This is a genomic window from Azospirillum sp. UFLA03-27 (genome assembly GCF_059803775.1).
In genome coordinates, this window is sequence record NZ_JAUQTX010000094.1 from 1 (window position 1) to 22,661 (window position 22,661).

The 22,661-nt window shown below is 69.6% G+C and carries 16 protein-coding genes; 7 read left to right on the top strand and 9 right to left on the bottom strand.

What is annotated here, in order from left to right; genetic code table 11:
• From Q4I23_RS15705 to Q4I23_RS15720, 4 genes are all read left to right on the top strand, one after another.
• The coding region (locus Q4I23_RS15705) for a (Fe-S)-binding protein (protein WP_498526821.1) at nucleotides 1–683 on the top strand (683 nt) is incomplete at its 5' end.
• Nucleotides 676–2,100, top strand: a complete 1,425-nt coding sequence (locus Q4I23_RS15710; RefSeq protein WP_137142225.1) for a LutB/LldF family L-lactate oxidation iron-sulfur protein — start codon at nucleotides 676–678, stop codon at nucleotides 2,098–2,100. The genes Q4I23_RS15705 and Q4I23_RS15710, both read left to right, overlap by 8 nt.
• Nucleotides 2,093–2,764 carry a LutC/YkgG family protein gene (locus Q4I23_RS15715; protein WP_498526822.1) on the top strand — a complete coding sequence of 224 codons (672 nt, stop codon included), beginning with the start codon at nucleotides 2,093–2,095 and terminating at the stop codon, nucleotides 2,762–2,764. The genes Q4I23_RS15710 and Q4I23_RS15715 overlap by 8 nt, the downstream gene beginning before the upstream one ends.
• Nucleotides 2,765–2,909: 145 nt before the next feature.
• Nucleotides 2,910–3,356 (top strand): group III truncated hemoglobin, encoded by a 447-nt coding sequence (locus Q4I23_RS15720; RefSeq protein WP_454016404.1) that lies wholly within the window; start codon nucleotides 2,910–2,912, stop codon nucleotides 3,354–3,356.
• Here the strand turns inward: Q4I23_RS15720 and Q4I23_RS15725 are convergent, their stop codons facing one another.
• A complete protein-coding gene (locus Q4I23_RS15725; protein ID WP_454016403.1) occupies nucleotides 3,357–3,851 on the bottom strand; it encodes a substrate-binding domain-containing protein in 495 nt (164 codons plus the stop codon). It abuts the gene before it with no gap.
• Nucleotides 3,852–3,916: 65 nt separating this feature from the next.
• On the bottom strand, nucleotides 3,917–6,328 hold the full coding sequence (locus tag Q4I23_RS15730; RefSeq protein WP_498526823.1) for a hybrid sensor histidine kinase/response regulator: 2,412 nt from the start codon (nucleotides 6,326–6,328) through the stop codon (nucleotides 3,917–3,919).
• A 230-nt stretch (nucleotides 6,329–6,558) separates the two neighbouring features.
• Between Q4I23_RS15730 and Q4I23_RS15735 the strand changes: the two genes are divergently transcribed.
• Complete coding sequence (locus tag Q4I23_RS15735; RefSeq protein WP_454016401.1) at nucleotides 6,559–7,419, top strand: LOG family protein; 861 nt, start codon at nucleotides 6,559–6,561, stop codon at nucleotides 7,417–7,419.
• A gap of 3 nt (nucleotides 7,420–7,422) precedes the next feature.
• On the opposite strand, the gene Q4I23_RS15740 is transcribed toward Q4I23_RS15735, so the two are convergent.
• Nucleotides 7,423–8,211 (bottom strand): DUF3750 domain-containing protein, encoded by a 789-nt coding sequence (locus Q4I23_RS15740; protein WP_498526824.1) that lies wholly within the window; start codon nucleotides 8,209–8,211, stop codon nucleotides 7,423–7,425.
• 152 nt (nucleotides 8,212–8,363) lie between these two features.
• Here Q4I23_RS15740 and Q4I23_RS15745 point away from each other — a divergent pair, with 152 nt between their 5' ends.
• Nucleotides 8,364–8,804, top strand: a complete 441-nt coding sequence (locus tag Q4I23_RS15745) for a hypothetical protein (protein WP_498526825.1) — start codon at nucleotides 8,364–8,366, stop codon at nucleotides 8,802–8,804.
• Between the two features lie 6 nt (nucleotides 8,805–8,810).
• On the opposite strand, the gene Q4I23_RS15750 is transcribed toward Q4I23_RS15745, so the two are convergent.
• Entirely contained in the window at nucleotides 8,811–10,760 is a 1,950-nt protein-coding gene (locus tag Q4I23_RS15750; RefSeq protein ID WP_454016398.1) for a mechanosensitive ion channel domain-containing protein, read from the bottom strand.
• Between the two features lie 446 nt (nucleotides 10,761–11,206).
• Between Q4I23_RS15750 and Q4I23_RS15755 the strand changes: the two genes are divergently transcribed.
• Nucleotides 11,207–11,587, top strand: coding sequence for an RT0821/Lpp0805 family surface protein (locus Q4I23_RS15755; protein ID WP_237907609.1), 381 nt, complete (start codon nucleotides 11,207–11,209; stop codon nucleotides 11,585–11,587).
• A 15-nt stretch (nucleotides 11,588–11,602) separates the two neighbouring features.
• On the opposite strand, the gene Q4I23_RS15760 is transcribed toward Q4I23_RS15755, so the two are convergent.
• The 5 genes from Q4I23_RS15760 to Q4I23_RS15780 form a co-directional block, all read right to left on the bottom strand.
• Nucleotides 11,603–13,804 (bottom strand): efflux RND transporter periplasmic adaptor subunit, encoded by a 2,202-nt coding sequence (locus Q4I23_RS15760; protein WP_498526826.1) that lies wholly within the window; start codon nucleotides 13,802–13,804, stop codon nucleotides 11,603–11,605.
• Between the two features lie 3 nt (nucleotides 13,805–13,807).
• Nucleotides 13,808–15,172, bottom strand: a complete 1,365-nt coding sequence (locus Q4I23_RS15765) for an efflux RND transporter periplasmic adaptor subunit (protein WP_498526827.1) — start codon at nucleotides 15,170–15,172, stop codon at nucleotides 13,808–13,810.
• Nucleotides 15,162–15,950 carry an efflux RND transporter periplasmic adaptor subunit gene (locus Q4I23_RS15770; protein WP_498526828.1) on the bottom strand — a complete coding sequence of 263 codons (789 nt, stop codon included), beginning with the start codon at nucleotides 15,948–15,950 and terminating at the stop codon, nucleotides 15,162–15,164. Before Q4I23_RS15770 ends, Q4I23_RS15765 begins: the two co-directional genes overlap by 11 nt.
• 138 nt (nucleotides 15,951–16,088) lie before the next feature.
• Nucleotides 16,089–17,933, bottom strand: a complete 1,845-nt coding sequence (locus tag Q4I23_RS15775; RefSeq protein ID WP_498526829.1) for a TolC family protein — start codon at nucleotides 17,931–17,933, stop codon at nucleotides 16,089–16,091.
• A 69-nt stretch (nucleotides 17,934–18,002) separates the two neighbouring features.
• On the bottom strand, nucleotides 18,003–22,661 hold a 4,659-nt coding region (locus tag Q4I23_RS15780), incomplete at its 5' end, for a beta strand repeat-containing protein (RefSeq protein WP_498526830.1).

Sequence of the window (22,661 nt, forward strand, 5' to 3'; positions counted from 1 at the left end):
ACCCCGAAGCCGGCATGGCCGGCATGGAACTGCTGAAGGCGCAGGGCGTCCGCGTCGTCTTCCCGCAGGGGCAGAGCTGCTGCGGCCAACCCGCCTACAACTCCGGCTACCGGGAGGAGGCACTGAAGGTCGCCCGCGCGCAGTTGGACTATTTCCCCGGCGACTGGCCCATCGTCGTGCCGTCGGGATCCTGCGCCGGCATGATGAGCAAGCATTGGCCCGACCTGTTCAAGGGCGAGCCGGACGAGGCCCGCGCCCGTCAGGTGGCGTCGCGCGTGTGGGAGCTGACCCAGTTCCTCGTCCAGGTCCTGAAGGTGAAGTTCGAGGACCAGGGGCCGCCGGTGAAGATCACGTGGCACGCCTCCTGCCACGCCCAGCGCGAAATGGGCGTGACCGACGAGCCGAAGGCCCTGCTGCGCCAGCTCGCCAACGTCGAGCTGGTCGAGCTGCAGCGGGAGAAGGAATGCTGCGGCTTCGGCGGCACCTTCGCGGTGCGCCATCCGGAGATTTCCGCCGCCATGGTCGGCGACAAGGTGGCGGACATAGAGAACACCGGGGCCAAGGCCGTGGTGTCCGGCGACTGCGGCTGCCTGATGAACATCTCCGGCGCGCTGGAAGGCGGCAAGAAGCCAGTCCGCGGCGTCCACATCGCCCAGTTCCTGAAGGAGCGCACCCATGGGTGAGACGAGCATCAATTTCGCGAAGGCCTCCAGCGCCGCGCTCCAGGACCAGCAGCTCCGCGGCAACTTCCGCCGCGCCATGGACGGGCTGATGTCCAAGCGCGCCGTGCAGTTCGCCGACACCGCGGAATGGAACGGGGTGCGGACGCTCGGCGCCTCGGTCCGCCTGCGCGCCCTGTCCAAGCTGCCGGAACTGCTGGAAAAGCTGGAAGCCAACTGCACCCGCAACGGCATCCAGGTCCATTGGGCGTCCACCACCGACGAGGCCAACGCCATCGTCCTCTCCATCATGCAGCGCGTGAACGCGAAGCTGGTGGTCAAGGGCAAGTCGATGGTGTCGGAGGAGATGCACCTCAACGCCTTCCTGGAAAAGCACGGCATCGAGAGCCTGGAAAGCGACCTCGGCGAATACATCGTCCAGCTTGATGAAGCGATGCCCTCGCACATCATCATGCCGGCGATCCACATGAACACCAAGCAGATCGCCCATCTGTTCAAGCAGAAGATCAAGGAAGCGGAATACACCGAGGACGTGGCCCAGCTCACCGACCTCGCCCGCCGCGTCCTGCGCAAGAAGTTCGCGACCGCCGACGTCGGCATCTCCGGCGTCAACATGGCGGTGGCGGAGACCGGCACGCTCTGTCTGGTGGAGAACGAGGGCAACGGGCGCATGAGCACCACGGTGCCGCCCGTCCACATCGCCGTCATGGGCCTGGAAAAGGTCGTCGAGAAGCTGGAGGACGTGCCGCCGGTCATCAGCCTGCTGACCCGCTCCGCCACCGCCCAGCCGATCACCACCTACGTCAACATGATCTCCAGCCCCCGCAAGGAGGGCGAGAAGGACGGCCCGAACGAGATCCATCTGGTGATCCTCGACAACGGGCGGTCGGGCATCTACGCCGACGAGGAGCTGCGCAACACGCTGCGCTGCATCCGCTGCGGCGCCTGCATGAACCATTGCCCGGTCTACACCAAGGTCGGCGGCCACGCCTATCAGGCGCCCTACCCCGGCCCGATCGGCTCGATCCTGATGCCGCAGGTCGAAGGGCTGGAGAAGCGGGGCGAGCTGCCGCACGCCTGCACCATGTGCAATGCCTGCGTCGAGATCTGTCCGGTCAAGATCCCCATCGTCGAGATCATGGGCCGCCTGCGGTCGGAGGCCGTGCATCCCGGCGACGCCGTGAAGGGCGCCGGGTCGCACGCCAGCAAGGCGGAGGCGATGGTGTGGAAGGGCTGGTCGATGACCTACGCCTCGCCACTCGCCTACCAGTTCGCGACGGCGCTGCTGGCCAAGCTGGGCAACGCCGCCCCCGCCAGCCTGCCGCTGCTGAAGGAGTGGACGAACGTGCGGTCCAAGCCGCGCTTCGCCAACCGCACGCTCCATGCCCTCGCCCGCGAGAAGGGGATTCCCGATGTCTGAGTCCAGAAACGCGATCCTGAGCAAGCTGCGCGCCGGGCGCGACGTCCACCCGCTGACCCCGCCGGAGTCCGACTTCGCCGTCCTGCGCAACAAGCGCTGGGAAGGGGCGGAGCGGCTGGAGCGCATCAAGCGCATGATGGAGGCCGTCCACACGGAGTTCCTGGAGACGACCGAGGCCGACTGGCCCGCCGACGTCCAGGCCTTCCTCAAGGCGCAGGGCACCCGCAACCTGCTGTTCGGTCCGGCGACCGAGGCCGGGGCGCGCCTGTCGGCCGAATGGACGGCGTCCGGGATGGCGGGCGGTCTGGAGCTGATCCCCTACGCCGACCGGGTCGAGACTTTCAAGGAGCGGCTGTTCGACGGCATCGACGCCGGCATCACCACGACGCTGGGGGCCATCGCCGACACCGGCAGCCTGATCGTCTGGCCGACGCCGGAGGAGCCGCGGCTGATGTCGCTGGTGCCGCACATGCACTTGGCGCTGCTGCGCGCCGACGCGCTGTACGACACCTTCTGGCAGGCGATGACCGAGAACCGCTGGGCCGACGGAATGCCGACCAACGCCTTGCTGATCTCCGGCCCGTCGAAGACGGCGGACATCGAGCAGACGCTGGCCTACGGCGTCCACGGGCCGAAGCGGCTGGTGGTGGTTATCATCCGGTAAGGGTGCGGAGAGCGCGTTCGACGTTCATAACCCTCTCCCTTCTGGGGAGAGGGAATTTAATGCCCTGCACGGGTGGCGGTGTGCCGCCGGGACGGGTATGGTGCGGGGTCTTGTTCGCCTCATGTTTTTTCGGGACCCCACCGCCTTGGACCAGACCGCAGTTCCCACCCCCCAATCCGCCACCATCGCCGAGCGGGTCGCAAAGACCGGCATCGACGAGGCGATGATCGAAGCCCTCGTCCGCACCTTCTACGGCAAGATCCGCGACGACGCCCTGCTCGGCCCGGTCTTCGGCGCGGCGATCACCGACTGGGAGCCGCATCTCCTGAAGATGATCGACTTCTGGTCCTCGGTCGCCCTGCTGACCCACCGCTACGACGGGCGCCCCCTGCCCGCCCATGTCCGCTTCGACATCGGGCCGGCGCATTTCGAGCGCTGGCTGGAGCTGTTCCGCGAGACGACGGCCGAGGTCTGCACGCCCGAGGCCGCCGCCTTCTTCGAGGACCGCGCGGCCAACATCGGGCGGAGCATCCAGATGGGGGTGGATTTCTTTCGCAAGCAGGCCGCTGCCGACGCCGCCGCAGGCCGCTGATCAGGCCCCGCGCACCGGCTTGCCCTTCACGCCCCAGCTGTCCGTGAAGTCGCGCACGCCGGGGATGGTCATCATGTGGGCGTCCTTGACGTAGACGAACTGTTTGGGACCAAGCTCGTACTCCATCATGGTGATGCCCTTGGCCCGGCAGCGCTTCTGCTCCTCGGCCCCGATGCGGCGGTCGGAGACCACCATGTCGGGATGCTCCAGCCCCACCCCGGCGCAGAAGCTGCGAAATCCGCTGTTGGTGCCCTCGGCGACGAGGCGCGGCTGGGTGTCGGGCGTGCTGTTGAATCGGCTGGCCGCGGTGCCAACCGCCCCCCGCATGGACGGGCTGCCGACGATCCAGATCCCGCGCTCCTCGGGCGGCGGCTTCGGCACGGTCGGGGGCGGCAGGGTGGCCGTCTGCTGCGGCGACGGGAAGCCGGGAAACTGGCACCCGGCGAGCGCCGCCGCGACGGCGACCATGGCAAGGCCTTTCGACAGGGATGACACTCTGTTGTCTCCTCCATAACCTTCGCACGGCGCGGCGCCGTCGGCGCCGCTGGTGATAGCAACGCTCAAGCCGGCCCGATGGCTCCAAGATGGCGTGCGAGCACGGCTTCGAGAAGGCGCGGCGTCACCGGCTTGTGCATCAGGCCGAGGCCGTGCCGGGCGGCGTCGCGCTGCGGTTCCGGCCCGATCTCCCCGGTGACGATGAGGCCCGGCACGTCGGCGCCGAACAGGTCGCGGATGCGCAGAATAGCCTCAGTGCCGACGCGGCCCTGGCGCAACCGGTAATCGGCCAGCACGATGTCGGGCCGCCGCCCGCCGCGCAGGCGCTCCAGCGCTTCGCCTGTGCTCCCGGCGGTCAGCACCTCGAACCCCCATTCGCCGAGCATCACCGCCAGCCCCATCAGAACGATGGCGTCGTCCTCCACGACCACGGCCAGCCGCCCGTCCCCGGTCGCCGTCATGGCGTCGGTCCGCGCCATCCGGGTGGCGGGTGGCGGAAGGCGCGGCGCGTCGTGGCGGACCAGCGGCACGCTGACCGAGAAGATCGAGCCGCGCTCCGGACGCGACACCAGATCCACCGGATGGTCGAGCAGCCGCGACAGCCGGCGCACGATGGCAAGACCGAGGCCGAGGCCCTGGTCGCGGTCGCGCTCCGGGTTGCCGATCTGGTGGAACTCCTCGAAGATGCGCTCCCGCTGGTCGGGCGGGATACCCTGGCCAGTGTCGTGCACCTCGACGCACAGGCGCGTTCCCTGGGGCCGGCAATCGACCATGACGCGGCCCCGGTCGGTGTAGCGGATGGCGTTGTCGACCAGATTGCGCAGCATTCGCCCCAACAGGACGCGGTCGCTGCGCACCGTCCCGGTGAAGGGCACGACCCGCCAATCCAGCCCCTTGGCCTCGGCCAGCGGGGCATAGGCGGCGGACAGTGGGCCGAGCAGGTCGGCGACCGGAAACTCCTCGATCTGCGGCGCCACCACCCCGGCATCGAGGCGCGACACGTCGAGCAGGCTGTCCAGCAGATCCTTCAGCGTGTCCAGCCCCTGCTGGAGCCGGTCGAGCGCCCGCTGCCCGGCCTCGCCGGTGACATGGGGGCCCAGCGCGCCGGCGAACAGCAGGATCGATTGCATGGGCTGGCGCAGGTCATGGCTGGCCGCCGCCAGGAAGCGGCCCTTCGAGCGATCGGCCTCCTCCGCCGCCTGCTGGGCGCGCCGAATGTCGTGGATGTCCACCGCGGTGCCGATCCAGGAGACGATGGCGCCCTTTTCCCGCACCGGGACCACGCGGCACTGGTGCCAACGCCACGCCCCGTCGGCGCGCCGCATCCGGACGTTGCCCTGATAGGGCGTGCCCGCGGCGATCGAGCGCGTCCTCAGTTCCAGATAGGCGGGACGGTCGTCCGGATGGAAGCCCTTCCAGGCGGACATGGAGTCCGGGTCCTGGCCGGTGTAGGCGCGCAATTCCTCATTGTAGTATTCAGGGGTGCCGTCCGAGCGGTTGATCCACATGAGCAGCGGCGTGTTGTCCACCAGCGTACGGAACCGTGCCTCGCTCGACCGCAGCGCCTCCTCCGCCCGCTTGCGGGCGGTGATGTCGCGGGCCACCCCGACGACGCCGATGGCCGCGCCCCAGGCGTCGCGCAGGGGCATGACGCTGATCATCAGAACGCGTTTGCCCTCCTCCGTAGGGAAGGGCAACTCCTCCTCCACCGTCTCCTCCCGTCCGGTGGCGATCACCCGCCCGCACAGGTCATCGAGCCGTGCGGCCTCCTCCGGCGGGAACAGATCCTCGTCCGTCAGGCCCGCCACCTCCTCCCGCGCCCGCCCGAACAGGCGCGCGGTCGCGGAGTTGACCAGGGTGAAGCGGCGCTCGCGGTCCTTGGCAAAGATCGGGTCGGTGACGCTCTCCAGAAGGCTTTCCAGAAGGGCGTTCTTGTCCCGCAGCAGAATTTCCGCCGCCAGGGCAGCGCGATGGGCGGCCTGGGTTTCCAACTCGTGCATGGCGAGGCGGGCGAACTCCTCCAGATCCCGCTCGTCCTCCGCGCTGAACTCCGGATGGGGCTTGTGATCGAGCAGGGAGAAGGTTCCGATGCGCAGCCCGTCCGGCGTGATCAGCGGCGCCCCCGCGTAGAAGCGCAGATGCGGCGGCCCGGCGACCAACTCATGGTCGGCGAAGCGCTCGTCCTCCAGCACATCGCGCACGACCAGAACCGAGTCGTGGAGGATGGTGTGGGCGCAGAAGGACAGTCGCCGCTCAATGACCATCGTATCCAGCCCATAGCCGGCCTTGGACCACTGCCGCGTCTCGTCCACCAGATTGACCATCACGATGGGCATGCGGAAATGGCGAGCGCCGAGCCGGGCCAGCCGGTCGAAGGACGCCTCCGGCGGCGTGTCCAGCACGCCGTAGCTCTTCAACCGGTCCAGCCGGGCGCGCTCATCCGATGGCCATGGCGGCTCGATGCTGCTCAACGTCACCCCTTACGAACAAGACGCGGATAAGACGCTGAAGGTCGGGCGCAGACGCCCCTGAACCATGATGTGGGCAGGGCCAAGGCTTATGGAAAGACGCGGAACCGCTTTCCCTTCCGCCTCCCTCCGGTCTGCGGCACAATTGCTTCGAATGCAAATCTTTTGAATCCGGGCAATGGATCGCCCGCGACCCCACATGACCAGAAGCCGTTCCCCGTCCCCACCCGGAGCACAGCATGAAGGACAGCAGGCCGAACCACGAATCCGCCGCCTACCGCATCGCCTTCGAGGACCGCGATTTCCTGTTGAGCGAGCCGATGCGCGGGGTGCGTTTCATGCTCGAATACGCCAAGCCGGAATCGGAGCTGAAGGCCTGGGGCATCCGCTCCACCATCGTGGTCTACGGCAGCGCGCGGGTGCCTTCGCCCGAGCGGGCGGAGCAGCTTCTCCGCGACGCCCGGACGCTGGAGGAGCGGCAACAGGCCGAGCGGCGGGCCAAGCAGGCGGCCTGGTACGAGGAGGCGCGGGCCTTCGGGCGCATCGTGTCGGAGCGCGGCGGCGCCCTGGCGCCGACCGAGGACGGGCAGCGCGACAACGTCATCGCCACCGGCGGCGGTCCCGGCCTGATGGAAGCCGCCAACCGCGGCGCGCAGGAGGCCGGGGCGCCGAGCATCGGCTTCAACATCAGCCTGCCGCAGGAGCCGCACCCCAACCCCTACAGCACGCCGGAGCTGACCTTCCGCTTTCACTATTTCGCCATCCGGAAAATGCATCTGGCAATGCGCGCCAACGGGCTGGCGATCTTCCCCGGCGGCTTCGGCACCTTCGACGAGGCGTTCGAGATCCTGAACCTGCGCAACACCAACAAGGCGTCCCGCCTGCCCATCGTCTTCGTCGGGCGCGACTATTGGAACGAGGTGGTGAATTTCCGCGCCCTGGCCGACCACGGCATGATCAGCGCCGGCGATCTGGAGCTGTTTGACATCGCCGACACGGCGGAGGAGGCGTGGGACTGCATGACCCGGCTCGGCCTCAAGCGCGGCAACCCGCCGCTCGGCCCCGCCGGCACCGGCATGTCGGCGGCCGAGGAGAACTGAGGCTCAGCCGGGCGGCGGGCTGTCGGCGGCCGGGGCCGTCGGGGCGGGGGCATTGAGCGCCACCCTCCCGACGCCCGGGATCTTGACCGCGAGATCGAAGGGATCGACCCCGAAGGTCATGCCCAGCAGGTTCACCTCGAACCCTTCCTCCTTGGCCAGGAGGAGGCCGGCAAGGCCGAACAGGCTGACCTGCCAGCCCGTTCCGCTGGGCGCCCGCGCGATCAGGCCAGTGCCCAGATAGTCCTTGCCCAGGGCGGTGGAGGGCAGGTCGAGCCGCAGTTCCGGCACCGCCCGCCCCACCCAGGCGGCGAAGGTGTTGCTGTTCGGGCCGGGCCAGATTCGGTATTCCCCGGCGTAGGGGTAGCTCTGGGCGGCCTCGGCGATCTTGAGAATGGCGGCCTCGGCGGCGGGGCCGCGCAGCTCGGCCAGCACGGCGGGGGCCGAACCGAACCAGCGCCCATCCGGATCGCGGTTGCTGACCGCCACCGCCGGCAGGCCGCGGTAGACCCGCCAGCCGATCACCTCATAAACGGTGTAGGCCGACGCGCCTGCCGGTTTCACCGCGAACCACGGGTGCGTGCCGAAGGCGCCGCGCCAGGACAGGGCGCGGGCGGCGTAGACCTGCACCACCGCCTCCTGCGTCGTGGCGGGATCGGGGGCGAGGCCGACCGACTTGCGGTCCGCCCGGCTCCAGTCCACCCCCAGCGTCGCCGTTCCCGACGCGATCACGAAGGCCGGACCGGCCAGCAGCAGGACCAGCGTCATCAAAATCACCAGGATGGTGGCCGTCATTCTTTTCCGCACCGCTCCCTCTCGCCTGATGGGCCGTTTCCCAGATAGGCTGTCATCGCCCTGCCCGCCACCGATGTTGTACGTTGAGGAGCATCCGGCTGGTTCATGGCCGGAGGGTTTTTCGCCTAGAGGTTTATCCAGGGAGCGCCCCGATGCCCGCCGTCGACCTGACCGACCTTCTGGACCGCATCACCCGGCAGGCGCCGACCCGCGCCGCGACAATGGAGGTCGCCCGCGCGCTCGGCTGGACCACCGGGCCGAGCCGCAAGGGATGGAAGGTGGTTCAACCCACTGGCTATATCGGCGGCATGGTCGTCCCGCCCAGCGCCGACACCGCCGCCGCCGAGGTGTGGTTCGACCCCGAGGGGACGGAGCGCGGCCTCACCGGTCCCAACGCCGAGTTCCCGCCCTATCTGACCAGCCTGGACACCGCCCTGTCCGCCGTCCCCACGGCGGAGCGGGCGACCGTCCTGCGGACCGCGCTGGACCGTCACCGGACGTGGCAGGAAGAGACTGGCCGGGACGACGCGGCGCTCGGCCGCCTGCCCGCCTTCGTCATCGCGGCTTGGCTGTCGGTTAAGCCGGCGGCGTGACGGGCGTCACTCCGCGGCTCCGCTCTCCTTGCCGGTGCCGTTCATGGCCTGGGCGGCGGCAAAGCCGATGATCCGGTTGGCCGCCTCCGGATCGTCCACGCGCACCACCACGCCGCGCCCGACCAGATGGATGCCATGGTCCTGGAAGGCGCGGATCAGGCGGTGGTACGCCTCGCGCCGGATGACGAACTGCTCGTTGGGCTTGGTGATGAACTTGACGCCGATGATCGCCGCGTCGTCCTCCACCCGCCGCACGCCCTGGGACTTCAGCGGTTCGATGAAGCTCGGCCCCATCTCCGGGTCGGCGGACAGCTCCTTGCCGACGTCCTTCACCAGTTTTTTGACCAGCCCCATGTCGGTCTCCGGCGGGACGCGGAACTCCAGGCGCATCAGCGCCCAGTCGCGGCTGTAGTTGGTCAGCGCCTTGATCTGGCCGAAGGGCAGCGTGTGCACCGCGCCGCGGTGGTGGCGCAGCTTCAGCGAGCGCAGGGAGATGCCCTCCACCGTGCCGCGCAGGTTGCCGACCTCCACATAGTCGCCCATGTGGAACGCGTCCTCCAGCAGGAAGAAGACACCGGCCAGGATGTCGGCGATGGTCGACTGCGCGCCGAGACCGATGGCGATGCCGACCACCCCCGCGCCGGCGAGCAGCGGCCCGATCTCGATGCCCAGCGAGGAGAGGACGATCATGACGACGATGGCGACCAGAACGACCTGAAGGAACTTCCGCAGCAGCGGCAGCAGCGTCGCCAACCGCTGCCCACGCGACGACGACCCGTCGTGCCGGGCCTCCTCCAGCGTCCGATCGATCATCCGCACCACCATCGTCCAGGCGACGTAGCCCAGCAGAAGCACGACCGTCACGTTGAACAGCAGTCGCAGGGCGATGCCGGTCGCTCCGGTCGCCTGCTCCACCCGAAATCCCCAGATGGCCGCGGTGGCGAAGACACCGACGACGAACAGGGCCGACCACAACGCCCGCATCACCCGCGCCACCGCGGCCTTCCCCGCATCCGTCTCCTCCCCCCGGTAGAAGCGGGCGAGCGGGCGCTGGGCCATCAGCGCGATGGCCGGCACGGCCAGCGCCACCAGCAGGCTGGCGAGCATCCGCGGCCCCGTCGCCGGCTCCAGCCGCACCGCCGCCGCCGCGACGACCAGCCACAAGGCGACGAGATAGACCGATGCCGCCACCGCCCACAATCCCAGCGTAGGGTGGTCCTTCACCTCGACGCCCAAAGGGCGGGCGATGGCCCGTGCCACCGGAGCACGCCCGCGCCACACGCGGTAAAGCAGATACAGGAAGGGCACGGTGCTCAGCGGCAGGCCGATCGCGACGATGGCGTTTCCGCCGACCCCCAGCGCCAGCAGAAGATCGATCAGCCCGAGCACCGTTGCGGCCAACGTCACGGTGACCACGCCCGTGCGGTGCAGAGCGCGCGCGTCGGCATCCTCCAGCGGGATCAGGCGTAGCCTGGGGCGCCTCGGCGCGCAGAGGAAGCGGATCAGCCGGTCGGTCAGCAGCACGGTCAGCGCCGCCTGGAGCACCGCGAGCAGGACCGCTGGAGCCGCGGGATGCGGCGGCCGCACGATCGCGTAGACGACCAGCACGCCGAGCGCGAAGGCGCCCACCGGCACCAGCCCCAGCACGAAGCGCAGCGCGCCGGTCAACAGCGGCGCCCCATCGTCCAACTCCAGCTTGCGGACCGGCCCCGCCAGGACCCGGCGCGTCAGCAGCAACGCCGCCGTCCCCGCCGCGAAGAGGATCACCAAGCCGCGCAGCAGGCGCAGCGGGTGCACCGCCGCCTCCCGCCCGTTGGGGCGGGCGAAGGCGTCCGACAGGATGGTGGGAAGCTGTGGATAGGTGGCGGCGACCGCCTCCAGACGCGCGGCATACACCTCCAGCGCCGTCGCCGGTCCTCCGGGGGTGGAGGTATGGGCATCGGGCGTCTGTGCCACGGCCCATCCGGACGGCAAGGCCGCAAACAGCAGGGCGGCAAGCAAGGCAAGGACCGGCCACCGGGCCAACGTGCGGCGCGTCCCCAAATCTTCGTTCATAGGGGCCATTCTGCGGGGCCATCCTGCCGGAGAGCGATGGAGCGGTGCCCATCGGGCGGAAAAGTCCGCGCCGAAGGGTTTGACCGGCGATCAGGAACGCTCGTCCGTCCCCTGGTCGGGAAGCCAGTGCGTTACCGTTGCCCACCGGACGGCCGTGCAGCGAATGGCAGGCCATGGCCCGGATTTGGAAAGGTTTCGGAACATTGGAAAGGTCGGAGTCCGCGGCGCGCCTAGCAGCGACACGTATGTTACCGTAACACCCCGGTTCGTGACCTGCCTTCACATGCGGCCATCATCAATCGTTCTTAAAATGCCCGGATTCGAAAACGGTCGTAAGGAGCCGCCGCATGCGCCTGTTACCCATCCCGTCCTTTGCCTTTGGGCTCCACGCCGCCGCGCTGGTCGCGACGCTGGCCGTCGCCGCCCCGGCGCAGGCACAGTTCGGCCTTTTCCTGGGCGGACGCGGCGGGGTGGATTTGACGGACGAGGATTGGGACCTGTTCCGCAAGGCGCTCAGCGACGCCCTGACCCCGATGGAAGCGGGTCGGCGCACCGAATGGAACAATCCGAAGACCGGGGTGCGCGGCGATGTGGTCGTGGAGAAGATCCACGAGCGCGACGGTGCGCCCTGCGGGGACGTTCAGGCCAACTTCATCCGGCGGACCGTCCAGCCCTACAGACTGACCTTTTGCAAAATGGCCAACGGGCGGTGGGCAATCGCTCCCTGACGGGCAATCTTCTCGTCAGAACCCGGTTTCGCGGATCAGCACGGCCAGCGCGGTGCGCCAGAAGCGGTCGGCCAGACTGCGCGCCTCGCCCTCCACGCGGGCCACGCCGCGCATCTGGTGGGCGGGTCCCGCCTGCGTCCGGTCCAGCGGCGCCAGGGTCACCCGGTAGACGGCCTCCACCGGCTTCAGGTTCGAGCGCGCGGCCTCGGCGTTGGTGCGTCCCATCGATGGGCCGGTCTGACTTTCCACGGCAATCGGACCGCCGTGGATCGAGGCCAAGGCGGGAACGTCCAGCCCCTTCACGCTCACCCGGTCCACCACCGCCACCCGCGCTTCCATGCGGGGACGCAGCGGATCGTCGGCGAGGAACACCGCATCTGCCCCCACAGCGACGCGGGAGAGGTCGTTCTCGGCCACATAACCGACCAGTTCCCCGCCGCCATCAGCGACGATCTGGCCGAGCGCCAGCGATGGTCCCACCCAGCGCCCGGGGCGCAACGCGTCGGCGACATCGACCACCGTTCCGGCGATGGGCGCACGGATTTCCAGACGCGCCAGACCATCCAGCAGACCCTGCCGGTCGGCCAAGCCAGCGGCCAGATCCTCCTCCATCACCCGCACCCGGTCCAGTCCGTCGCGGGCGGCCAGCATGCGGTCGATGCGGTCCTGGGCCAGCGCAATGCGCAGTTCCGACTGCTGCAGCTTGCTGGTCAGTTCCGGCGCTTCGAGGCGGAACAGCAGGTCGCCCGCCGCCACGCGCTGGCCGGGCTGGACCAGCACCTCCGCGATGCGCGACGGGACCGGAGCGAACAGGGTCGAGAAGCCCTCCGCCCGCCACACCGACGGCACGGCGATGGTGCCGGTGACCGGGACAAAGGCCAGCCAGACCAGCGCGCTCAGGCCGCCCAGAGTCATCAGGAGGTTCCGATTGGGCCGCAGGCTGCCCCGCCGCTCCCACCATTCCTTCGCCTCGTTGACCAGCGGGCGCAGGATGAACCAGCCGACTTCCACCGCGAACAGCACGATGCCCAACACCTTGATGAAGACGTGATAGACCAGCACCGCGATGCCGATGAACAGCACCAGCCGGTAGACCCAGGTGGCGAAGGCGTAGGCCAGCATCACCCGGTGCAGCCACGGATCGAACCGCTCCGGCACCTCGTCGCCCAGGCCGAACAGCCACTCCCGCAGCCGCCAGCGGGCCAGCGCGAAGGCCCGGTCCTGAAGGTTCGGCACGTCCAGCGCGTCGGCCAGCAGGTAATAGCCGTCGAACCGCATGAAGGGACTGAGGTTGATGGTCAGGGTCGTCACCCAGCTCACCGTCGCCACGAAGAAGGCGGCGCTGCGCAGCGGCCCGTCGGGCAGAAAGCTCCAGGCCAGCGTGGCGAAGGCGGCCAGCGCCAGTTCCGTCAGCATGCCCGCCGCCGCGATGTGCAGCCGGGCGCGGCGGGAGACCAGCCGCCATGCGTCGCTGGTGTCGGTGTAGAGCACCGGCCACATCACCAGGAAGGCCGCCCCCATGGTCGGCACCCGGCAACCGAAGCGTTTTGCGGTGTAGGCGTGCCCCAGCTCGTGCAGCGTCTTCGTCACCAGCAGCGTCAGGCCGTAGAGCGCCATGCCCTCCAGCGTGAAGAAGTGCAGGAAGGTGTGGGCGAAGCTGTCCCACTGGCGCATCGCCAGGATGAGGCCCAAAATTCCCGCACCGATCACCGTCCACAACCAGGCACGGCTGTAGAAGGGCGCGACGTAGCGCACCGTGGCGTTCAGGAAGGCGTCGGGGCGGACCAGCGGGATGCGGAAGAACAGGTAGTTGTGCAGCAGCCACATCCACCAGGACGTGCGCCGCGCCGCCGTCTGCTTCGCCAGGAAATCGACATCGGCGCCCTGGGTCAGGTTGCTGCCGGCCAGGAATTTGTAGAGGCCGACGATATCCTCCGCCTCCGGCTCCAGGACCGTTTCGGCGGCCACCGCGGCGGCGATGGCGCGGGGCGACCCGTGATGCCAGCGGGCGATGACCTCGAAGGCGCCATGGCCGATACGGAAATAGCGGTTGCGCACCGGATCGTGGATCGTCCAGCAGGGCGAGCCGTCCACGGCCGGTGGAGCCGGCAGCAGTTGCAACTCCTCGCGCAGCGGTGGCAGTCGCACGCTGTCCAGCGGGTCCACCGGCGTGACCGCCGCCGGCCCTGTCGCCATGCCGATGGCGGCGGCGCCCATGGCTCAGAGCCCCACGGTCTGGCGCAGCGCCGCCAGCGGGCGGCGGAACAGGTAGAAGGCCAGCGGCACCCGCTCGCCCTGGATCTTGGCGGTGCCGCGCAGCCCGATGCGCGGGGTCGGCTGGTCCGGCACCAGATCGGCGCGGACGCGGTAGGCCAGGACACCGCCCGGCGTCAGCCCCGGCTCGTAGCTGGCGTGCGAGACGGTCGCGCGCAGCGGGCGCAGAGGATCGACGTTCAGATAGAGGCTGACCTCGGCCCCCTCCTGAAGCACGATCGCGTCGTTGACCGGGACATGCACGTCGACCTCGGCAGCCTGCGGGTCGGCCAGGGTCAGGATGCGCTCGCCGACCGCCACTGGCTTGCCCAGCCAGTCGTTGGCGTCGGTGAAGACGGCGATGCCCGTTCGCTCCGCCTTAACCGTGACGCGATCCATCAGGTCGCGGGCGAAATCCATCTCCGCCCGGCGCAGTTCCACCTGGGTCTTCAACTGGGCGATGCGGGCCTTGCTCTGCGGGTCGGTGAAGGCCCCCTGAGAGGCGGTCAGCAACTCCGCCTCCGCCGAAGCCAGGGCCTTGCGCGCGACTTCCAGACGACTCTTCAAAACCGTTGCTTCGAACGTGAACAGAGGCTGACCATTGGTCACCGGCTCGTTCGGCTGGACGTGGAAGCGTTCGATGACGCCCTCCAGCGGCGCGCTGACGATCAGCGGGTCGCGCGGCGCCACCTCCGCCGGTGCCAGCGTCGATTGCGGAACCGGGATGGCCAGAACGGCCCCCAGGGTCGCCACCACCGCCAGCGCCCAAATTCCCTTGCGCGCCCGCACTTCGGAGCGGCGCCCAGCCCGGGTCAAAGCCCACCAGGCGTGTCCATAGCCGCCGGAAAGCTGCCCGAGCAGTACCTTTTCCCCTTCCGTCCACGCATCGTCGCGGGCGAGCCACAACACCGCCGTCAATGTGCCGTCCGGACCCGGGAGAGGCACCCACAGCGCCTGCGCCGGTCCCCACTGGCCCCAGTCGCGGGCCAGCGCGGGCGGCACCTCCGTGGGGGCGATGCCGTGCAGGCTGCGCGCCTCCGCTCCCACGGCGATGGCCGACGCCGCGGCCTCCAGCCAGCGGGTGAAGGGGGCATCGCGCTCCGGAACGGCGACGTTGGACACCGCCTCAAGCCGCGCCTTGCCCGACGGCGCGACGGTCAGGAAGACCGCCTGCTGGTAGGCGATCATCCGCCGCGTCTGGTTCACCATGAGGAAGCGCAGCGCTTCCGGGTTCTGGGCCTGCCGGGCCTCCTGTTGCAAGTTCAGGAGGAGCAGGAGGCTGTTCAGCGGGTTGGCCGCTTCCATCCGGACGGATGTGACGTCATCGGGCACCTTTGGCCTCCTCCGGCGGGTTGAAGCGGGCGGTTCCGCTCATGCCTGCGACCAGATTCGGGGCACTGCCCTGCTTGTCCGCCAGCAGCTTGCCCGTGACCTTCAACGACTGGCTGACCGGGTCGACGCGGGCGCCGATCAGGGTGACTTCGCCGTCCAGAGCCTCGCCCGTCTCGTCGATGCGCAGTTCGAACCGCTGCCCGGGCTTCAGCCAGACCAGCCAGGAGGACGGGACGATCAGTTCGACCCGCAGATCGCGGTCGGACAGCACTTCGAGCAAGGCCGTGCCGGCGGGCACCGACTCATGCTCGCGGATCCGCTGCTCCACCACCTTGCCGTCGAAGGGGGCCTTCACGTCGCAACGACGGACCTCGATCTCGGCCTTGCGCAGATCGGCGCGGGCGGCCTCGGCCTTGACCTCAGCCATCTCGACCTCGGCCCCGCCGATGGATTTCAGCTGCTCCAGCCGGCGGCTCTGCCGCACCGTGACATCGGCGGCGCGCAGGTTGGCGCGGGCCGCGTCGACCGCAGCCTGATAATGGCTGCAGTCGAAGGCGATAAGCGTCTGCCCCGCCTTGAAGGACTGGCCCGCCTCCACGGTGATCCGCCCGATGCGCCCGGCGATCTCGCTGGAAAGGACGGCGTGCTGCCGCGCCTCGATCAACGCGCGTACGCCGCCTTCGGGGGCCGGCGCCGGATCCGCAGCGGCAAGCGGCAGGGGAAGCAGCGCGATAGACAGCGCAGCAAGGAAGCGTGAGGGGCGAAAGCGGCACATCATGGCAGAGATTTTCTGCACCCTTTGCTCCGGAAGCGCAACGATCCAGGATCGGCAAGCGGTCCTGTACGCTTATTTGTTTCATCACAGTGCACTGGCACAGCCGAAGGGGGGCGGCGCCGGTGCGCCACCCCGTCGGCATCAACGCGCGGAGGCACGCCCCATCGGGGCCAGCGCGCTCAACGGCACCGAATAGACCTTCGCCGGCTCCGACCGTGAGGACGGGCTGTAGGACACTGTCATCGGCGTGGCCATGGAGGCAGCCTGCGGCAGCTCGGCCACCGTCACGCGCTCCGGCACCGCAGCCTTGCGCTCCGCCGGCTCGTCGTTGCGCGCGGCGAGCGGAGCGGTCTTCGGTTCGGTTTGCGGCTCGGCCGCCTTTTCAACCGGAGCCTTCTCCGTCGGTGCCTTTTCGGAGGTCGTGGCGGCGGGAACCAGCAGATCCTGGAGCCGCGCCGTGCCGCCTGCCTTCTGCTGCCAGGCGCCCAACCCGTCGGACACGGCCTGACGCAGCGTCGTCAGATCCTGGGACGGGACGGCCTCCGGCATGGGATCGACGCCCGCCGACACCATGACACGGGCGTAGGCGTTCTGCAGGTCGGCGTAGACGAGATCGCGCCGCAGATCGGAGACGAGTTCGGACACCTCGGCCTGGATGACGCTCATGTCGCCCTGCTGGCCGACCGTGCTGCTGTTGACGTACTGCTGCCGGATGCGGCGGTCGATTGACGCTTGGTCGGCGTTGAGCGAGAACTCCTGCGACAGCTCGCGGAACTGCACCATCGCCACGCGCACTTGGCTCAGCACCGCCACGCTCAAAGCCTGACGGCGGAAGGCGACCAGTTCCTCCTGCGCCTTGGAGAAGGCGTGGGTGTCCGGCGCCGAGGCCAGGGACAGGATGTTCCACGACACCCGCGCCCCGTAATCGGCCCAGCGCTGGTTCAGCAGGAAGCTGTTGCTGTCGAAATGCAGGCCGGCGTTCAGGTCGATGCCCGGCAGCAGCTTCAGCAGGGCGCGGTGCGTCTCGTCGGCGGTGATGCGGGCATTGTAGGACTCCTCCAGCAGCTCCGGACGGTTGAGGAGCGCGTAGGTTTCCAGGGATTCGACCGACGCCGTGATCGCCGGCACGTCCTTGCCGGTGACGTCCGGCGGCATCTGAAGGGTGAAGTTCTCGCCCGGCGGCAGGCCCATCAAGGCGCCAAGCTGCGACTTGGAGGCCACCAGCTCGCGCCGCAGGGTCTGAAGCTGGCGCAGCGTGTCGACCAGCGCGCGCTGGTAGGACAGGGTCTGCAACGGCGCCTGGACGCGCTGGGCCTCCAGGTCGTTCGCGTTCTTGCGCGCCGCCTCGATGCGCTTCTCCAGCGGCTCGATCCGCTTCAGCAACCGCTCCGCGGCGACGGCGCGCCAGTAGGAGGTGCGCACGTCCTGCAGAATGCCCTGGACGACGCGGCGGCGGCGCTCGTCGGCGATCAGGACGAGGTTGGAATTCTGGCGGGCGCGCAGGTAGCTGACGCCGAAATCGAGAATGTTCCAGGTGAAGCCCAGGTCGGCGGTCCGGCGGTGCCGGTCCGTGGCCGTGGTGCTCTCGCCGGTGCGGCGGCCGGTGGCGAGATTCAGGCTTTCCGACCCGGATTCGTTGTTGCGCCCGGTGTAGCCGGCCCCCGCCACGAGGCGCGGCAGCATGTCGAACCGCGACAGGTCGAGCTGCTGGTTGGCGACCGCCATCTCCATCAGCTTCACGCGTTCGTCGAGGTTGTACTTGATGGCCCGCGCCATCGCCTCGTGCATCGACACCGGGCCGGCGATCGGCTCCTGCGGCGCCATGATGACCGACATGTCCTCGCGCAGACGGGACACATTCTCATCATCAGTCAGAGGCTTCGGGCTGATGGAACATCCGCTGGCGAGGAGCGCGGCGGCGGTCAGGGCGAAGGACGCGCGGACCTTGTGGCCCCGCGGCCGGAGGGAGGAAGCGAACCGGGTCATTCTCGTCGGCAATCCATTTGAAAAGAAAAGCTTAGGCGGGGATGAAGGCGGTGGGAGGCGCGGGCGGCGCTAAGCCGCCCGGCTTCCCGGCGGGACATGCGAGGTGAGTGCGGCGAGCAGTGCCGCCGTCTGGGCGTCGGCGGCGCCGTGGATTTGAGCCACTTGGCGGGAGAAGGCCGGCCGGGCCGGCGAAGACCCGTCGAGGTCGGCCCGCGGGCCGGGGGCCTGCCCCGGACCGTCCGGCGCGGCCGGAGCGTTGCTCGGATCGCCACCCGCCGGCGCGTCGCCGGCCGGCGGCTGTCCTTGCCCCTGGGGCCGACCTTGCGCTCCCCCCTGGTCAGCCGGCCGGTTGGTCGGCGCGTTCTCGATCGTCGAACCGGGCCCCGTCGCGCCGCCGGGCCGGTTGCCCGGTGCGCCACCAAGCCCGCCGGCGGCGGTGCCGGCGCCCCCTGGGGCCGTGCTGCCGCCCGGCGTGCCACCGGACGCCGTGCCGGGCGAGCCGACCGGGCCGCCGACGCCACCATTCAGGCCGCCATTGCCCGCTCCGGCGCCTGTCGCCGGTCCACCGGTGGCCGGCCCACCCGTCGCCGGTCCGCCGGCGCCGAGGCCAACGCCTGGACCGCCACCAATACCGGTACCGGCTCCGGCGCCCGTGGCACCCAATCCGGCGCCGATTCCGCCCGAAGCGGAGCCGCCCAAGCCGGAACCGCCGCCGACGACGCCGCCGAGACCACCCCCACCAAGGCTGCCGCTGCCCAGGCCGCTGCCGCCGCTGACGACGCCGCTCAACCCGGAGCCACTGGACCCGCCGGTACCGCCGCCCAAAACCCCGCTCGACGAGCTGGCCGTGCCGCCGCCGGACGGCGCACCGCCCATGGCGGAGATCGTGATCGAGCGCCCGGCGTCGCTGCTGGTCGAGTTGCCGATGTTGCCGATGGTGATCGAGCGCCCGGCATCCGTGCTGCTGTTCCCGTTGCCCGCACCGCTCCCGTTGCCGATCGACGAGCTGGTGATGACACGGCCCGCATCGCTGCTTGTCTGCAGGCCAGGCAGGGTCGGCGCTGTGCCCAGCGTCGGCCCGGTCGTCTGCGCTGTCCCGGTCCCGGCGACCGTTGCGACCGCAGAGTTGGACGAGGACGCCGCCGTCGTCGTGTTCCCTGTGGAGGCCGCCACCACGGCCGGCGGCGGGGGCGGTGGGGCCACCGAATAGGTGGTCGTGCCGGCGTTGCCGGTGTTGCCCACGGCATCGCTCGCCTTTGCAGCGATCACATAGCTGCCGACGCTCAGGTCAGAGGTCAGGGCCAATTGCCAAGCGCCGGACGCGCTGGCGCGCGCCGTGCCGACGGTCTGCCCGTTGACCGTCACGGTGACCAGACTGTTCGCCTCGGCGGTGCCCTGCACAACCGGCGTGTTGCCAGCGGTGGTGTTCAGCGTCACCGTCGGGGCGAGCGGCGGCGTGGTGTCGATGGTCAAGGTAGTGACCGCCGACAGGCTGCTGACGTTGCCGGCCCTGTCTGTGGCCTGCACCTGGACGCTGTGGGTGCCGTCGGCCAGCGCCGCCGTGAACTGGAAGGTCCATGCGCCGTTGGCGTCCGCGACCGCCGTTCCGGCGGCCTTGCCGTCGACCAGAACGTTCACCGTGCTGCCGGCCTCCGTCGTGCCGGCGAGGGACGGCGTGGCGATCCCGGAGATCCGCTCGCCTCCCGCCGCACCGGCGACGGTGGCGCTGGTCACCGACGGTGCCGGCGTCACCGGCACCGCGGTGTCGATCACCACGGCCAACGCGTCGGACGGGTCGCTGACGATGCCGAACCGGTTGGTCGCCGTGGTCGTGATGCTGTGCGTCCCGTCGGTCAGCGCGGTCTGGAGGCGATGGACCCAGAAGCCGTTCTCGTCGGCCACGGTGGTCCCCACCGCCTTGCCGTCCACCAACACGGTCACGGTGGCGTTCGCCTCCGCGGTGCCGGACAGCGTCGGCCTCGTCACGTTGGTCAGCCGGTCCGTCGCCGACACGCCGGAGTCGGACAAGCCGCTCAGCGCCGTCCCGACCGGCCTCGCCGGGATCGGGGTGTCGATGCGCACTTGGCTGGTGTCGCCGACGCCCTTCAGGGTCGTCACCAGAGGCCCCTGGGCCGCGTCGGTCACGATCGAGCCGTTCAGCGCCAGCCCCAGGACCGCGATGCCCTGCGGCGCGCGGTCGCCGACCGGGACGACATAGTCGAACCGCAGCAGCGTGCCGGTGCTGCCGGCCGCATTGTAGACGGCGTTCCGGATCTCGCTTCCAACCGCCAGTTCCAGAACCGGATTGCCGCCGTTGATGATGGACGCTTCGCTGAGCTGCACGAAGAAGCTGACCGTCTCGCCCGGTAGATACGTCCGCGCCGGGGGAGGCGTGACGCTGACCACCGACGGCGGCGTGCGGTCCACCGACACGTTTCGGGTCGCCTGGGTGGGGTTGCCCGCCGCGTCGGTGAGGCTGGCGGTGAAGGTGTAGCTGGTGCCGTCGGTCAGCGCCAGCAGGTCGGTGGAGGGGACCGTCAGGCTCCAGCGGTTGTTGGTCACCGTCGTGCTGTAGGTCTTGCCGTTCAGCGTCACCGTGATCGTCTGGCCGTCCTCGACACCGTTGGTGACGCCCGACACCGTCTGTCCCACCGCGCTGTCCGCGGCGTTCAGCACGTTGTCGCCCGCCACCGTGGCGATGGCGAGGGTCGGCGGCGTGCGGTCGACCGAGACGCTGCGCGTTGCCTGGACCGCGGCATTGCCGGCCACGTCCGCCAGATCGGCGGTGATGGTGTAGGTGCCGCCGTCCGGCAGCGCCAGCAGGTCGGCGGAGGGGATGTACAGGCTCCAGGCGTTGTTGCTCACCGTGGTGCTGTAGGTCTTGCCGTTCAGCGTCACCGTGACCGTCTGGCCGTCCTCGACCCCTGTGGCGGTGCCGGAAACCGTTTGGGGCACGGCGCTTTCCGGGGCGCTCAGGACATTGTCGCCGGACACCGGGGTGATCGCGACCGTCGGCGCCGTGCGGTCGAAGGTGACGGTCCGGATGGCGGAGTCGGCGCTCTCCATCCCGGCGATGACCTGACGGACGGTGAAGTCGACCGCACCGCTGAGGCCGGACACATCGACGCCGGCGAAGCTGTAGGCGCCCGACGCGTCGGCCGTGGTCGTCGCCACGAGCGAGCCGTTGGCGTAGAGCCGCACCGTCGTGTTGGCGTTGGCGTTGGCACCGCTGCCGTTGAAGGTGACGCTGCTCGCCTTGGTGATGTTGTCCGTGTTGCTGTTGCCCGTGTCCGACGCGGGCGCGAGGGTCACGGCGCTCCCCAGGGCAGCCGGGGTGATCGAGAGGCTGGCGGTGTCCGTCGCCGCGGAGAAGGCGGAAATCCCTCCACCGCCCGCGGTCGCCACCTTGGCCCCCGCGGTACCGCTGGTCTGATCCCAGGCACGGAAGGTGATCGCGGCGCTGAGGATGCCGGCGTTGGCCCCCGTCGGCTGGTAGTAGAGACGGTCCGTGGTGCGCAGCAGCAGCGCGCTTCCGCTGTCGTTCACCGTGCCGACCGCGGTCCAACTGGTGCCGCCGTCGGTGCTGTAGTACCAGGTCCCCCCTTCCGAGGTGTTGATGCCGACCAGCGCGATGCCGGTGACGGCGCCGCTGTCCACATCGGACACGTTCCCGCCAAGCGCAACCAGGGACGAGACGGCAACGCCAACGGCGCCATTCGGCGCGCCTGCCGCCTGGGCGACGCTTGGCAGGGTCAGGACGGTGTCGGTCAGCACCGGGGCGTCATTGACCGCAGTCACCGCGATGTCCGCCGTCGCGCTGGCGACACTGAACTGGCCACTGGCGCCCAGCCCTCCGTTCGCGGTGGTATCGTTGCCGACCGTCGTGCCAGCCGTACCGGAGGTCTGATCCCACGCCTTGAAGGTGATGCCGTTGACGACCGATCCGTTGTAGTCGGCGTTCGGGACGAAGCGCACACGGTCGGTGCCGGCGAGCAGCAGGGCCGACGCACTCGAGACCCCGGAGATGGTGGTCCAGGTCCCGGCTCCGGTCTTGTACTGCCATGTGCCGTTGCTGCTGTCGATTGCGGTGATCGCAATGCCCAGCGCGTTGCCGTCGATATCGGTGGCCGTGCCGGCCGAGGCCAGAATGGCCGCCACGGTGTCGCCGTTGTTGCCTGTGGCGTCTTCGTCGATGGCGGTCAGGCTGCGCGCGTCCGTGCTCAGCACCGGCGCACTGTTGGCGATCGCCGTGTAGGCCGAGGTCGCCGTCTGCGTGCCGCCCTTGCCGTCGTTGGCCGTCACCACGACGCGCAGGTACTTGTGCGCGTCCGACGTGGTCAGCGTGTAGTTCGAACTCGTCGCCCCGCTGATCGAGGCGGCGTTGGTGCCGTTGCTGTCGTCGGCCCGGTACCACTGGTAGCTGAAGCTCCGGCCGTCGCCGTCCGCATCGCTCCAGGTGCCGTTGGTCGTCGTCAGCGCGTTGCCCACCGTCGCCGTGCCGCTCACGCTCGGCACCGCGCTGTTCACCGGCGCGCTGTTCAGGATCGCCGTGTAGGCCGAGGTCGCCGTCTGCGTGCCGCCCTTCCCGTCATTGGCCGTCACCACCACGCGCAGGTACTTGTGGGCATCCGACGTGGTCAGCGTGTAGCTGGAACTCGTCGCCCCGCTGATCGAGGCGGCGTTGGTGCCGTTGCTGTCGTCGGCCCGGTACCACTGGTAGCTGAAGCT

Coding starts and splice junctions, on each gene's coding strand:
- Q4I23_RS15710 (WP_137142225.1), top strand. CDS start 676: ATGGGTGAGACGAGCATCAATTTCGCGAAGGCCTCCAGCGCCGCGCTC.
- Q4I23_RS15715 (WP_498526822.1), top strand. CDS start 2,093: ATGTCTGAGTCCAGAAACGCGATCCTGAGCAAGCTGCGCGCCGGGCGC.
- Q4I23_RS15735 (WP_454016401.1), top strand. CDS start 6,559: ATGAAGGACAGCAGGCCGAACCACGAATCCGCCGCCTACCGCATCGCC.
- Q4I23_RS15740 (WP_498526824.1), bottom strand. CDS start 8,211: ATGACGGCCACCATCCTGGTGATTTTGATGACGCTGGTCCTGCTGCTG.
- Q4I23_RS15745 (WP_498526825.1), top strand. CDS start 8,364: ATGCCCGCCGTCGACCTGACCGACCTTCTGGACCGCATCACCCGGCAG.
- Q4I23_RS15755 (WP_237907609.1), top strand. CDS start 11,207: ATGCGCCTGTTACCCATCCCGTCCTTTGCCTTTGGGCTCCACGCCGCC.
- Q4I23_RS15760 (WP_498526826.1), bottom strand. CDS start 13,804: ATGGGCGCCGCCGCCATCGGCATGGCGACAGGGCCGGCGGCGGTCACG.
- Q4I23_RS15770 (WP_498526828.1), bottom strand. CDS start 15,950: ATGATGTGCCGCTTTCGCCCCTCACGCTTCCTTGCTGCGCTGTCTATC.
- Q4I23_RS15775 (WP_498526829.1), bottom strand. CDS start 17,933: ATGACCCGGTTCGCTTCCTCCCTCCGGCCGCGGGGCCACAAGGTCCGC.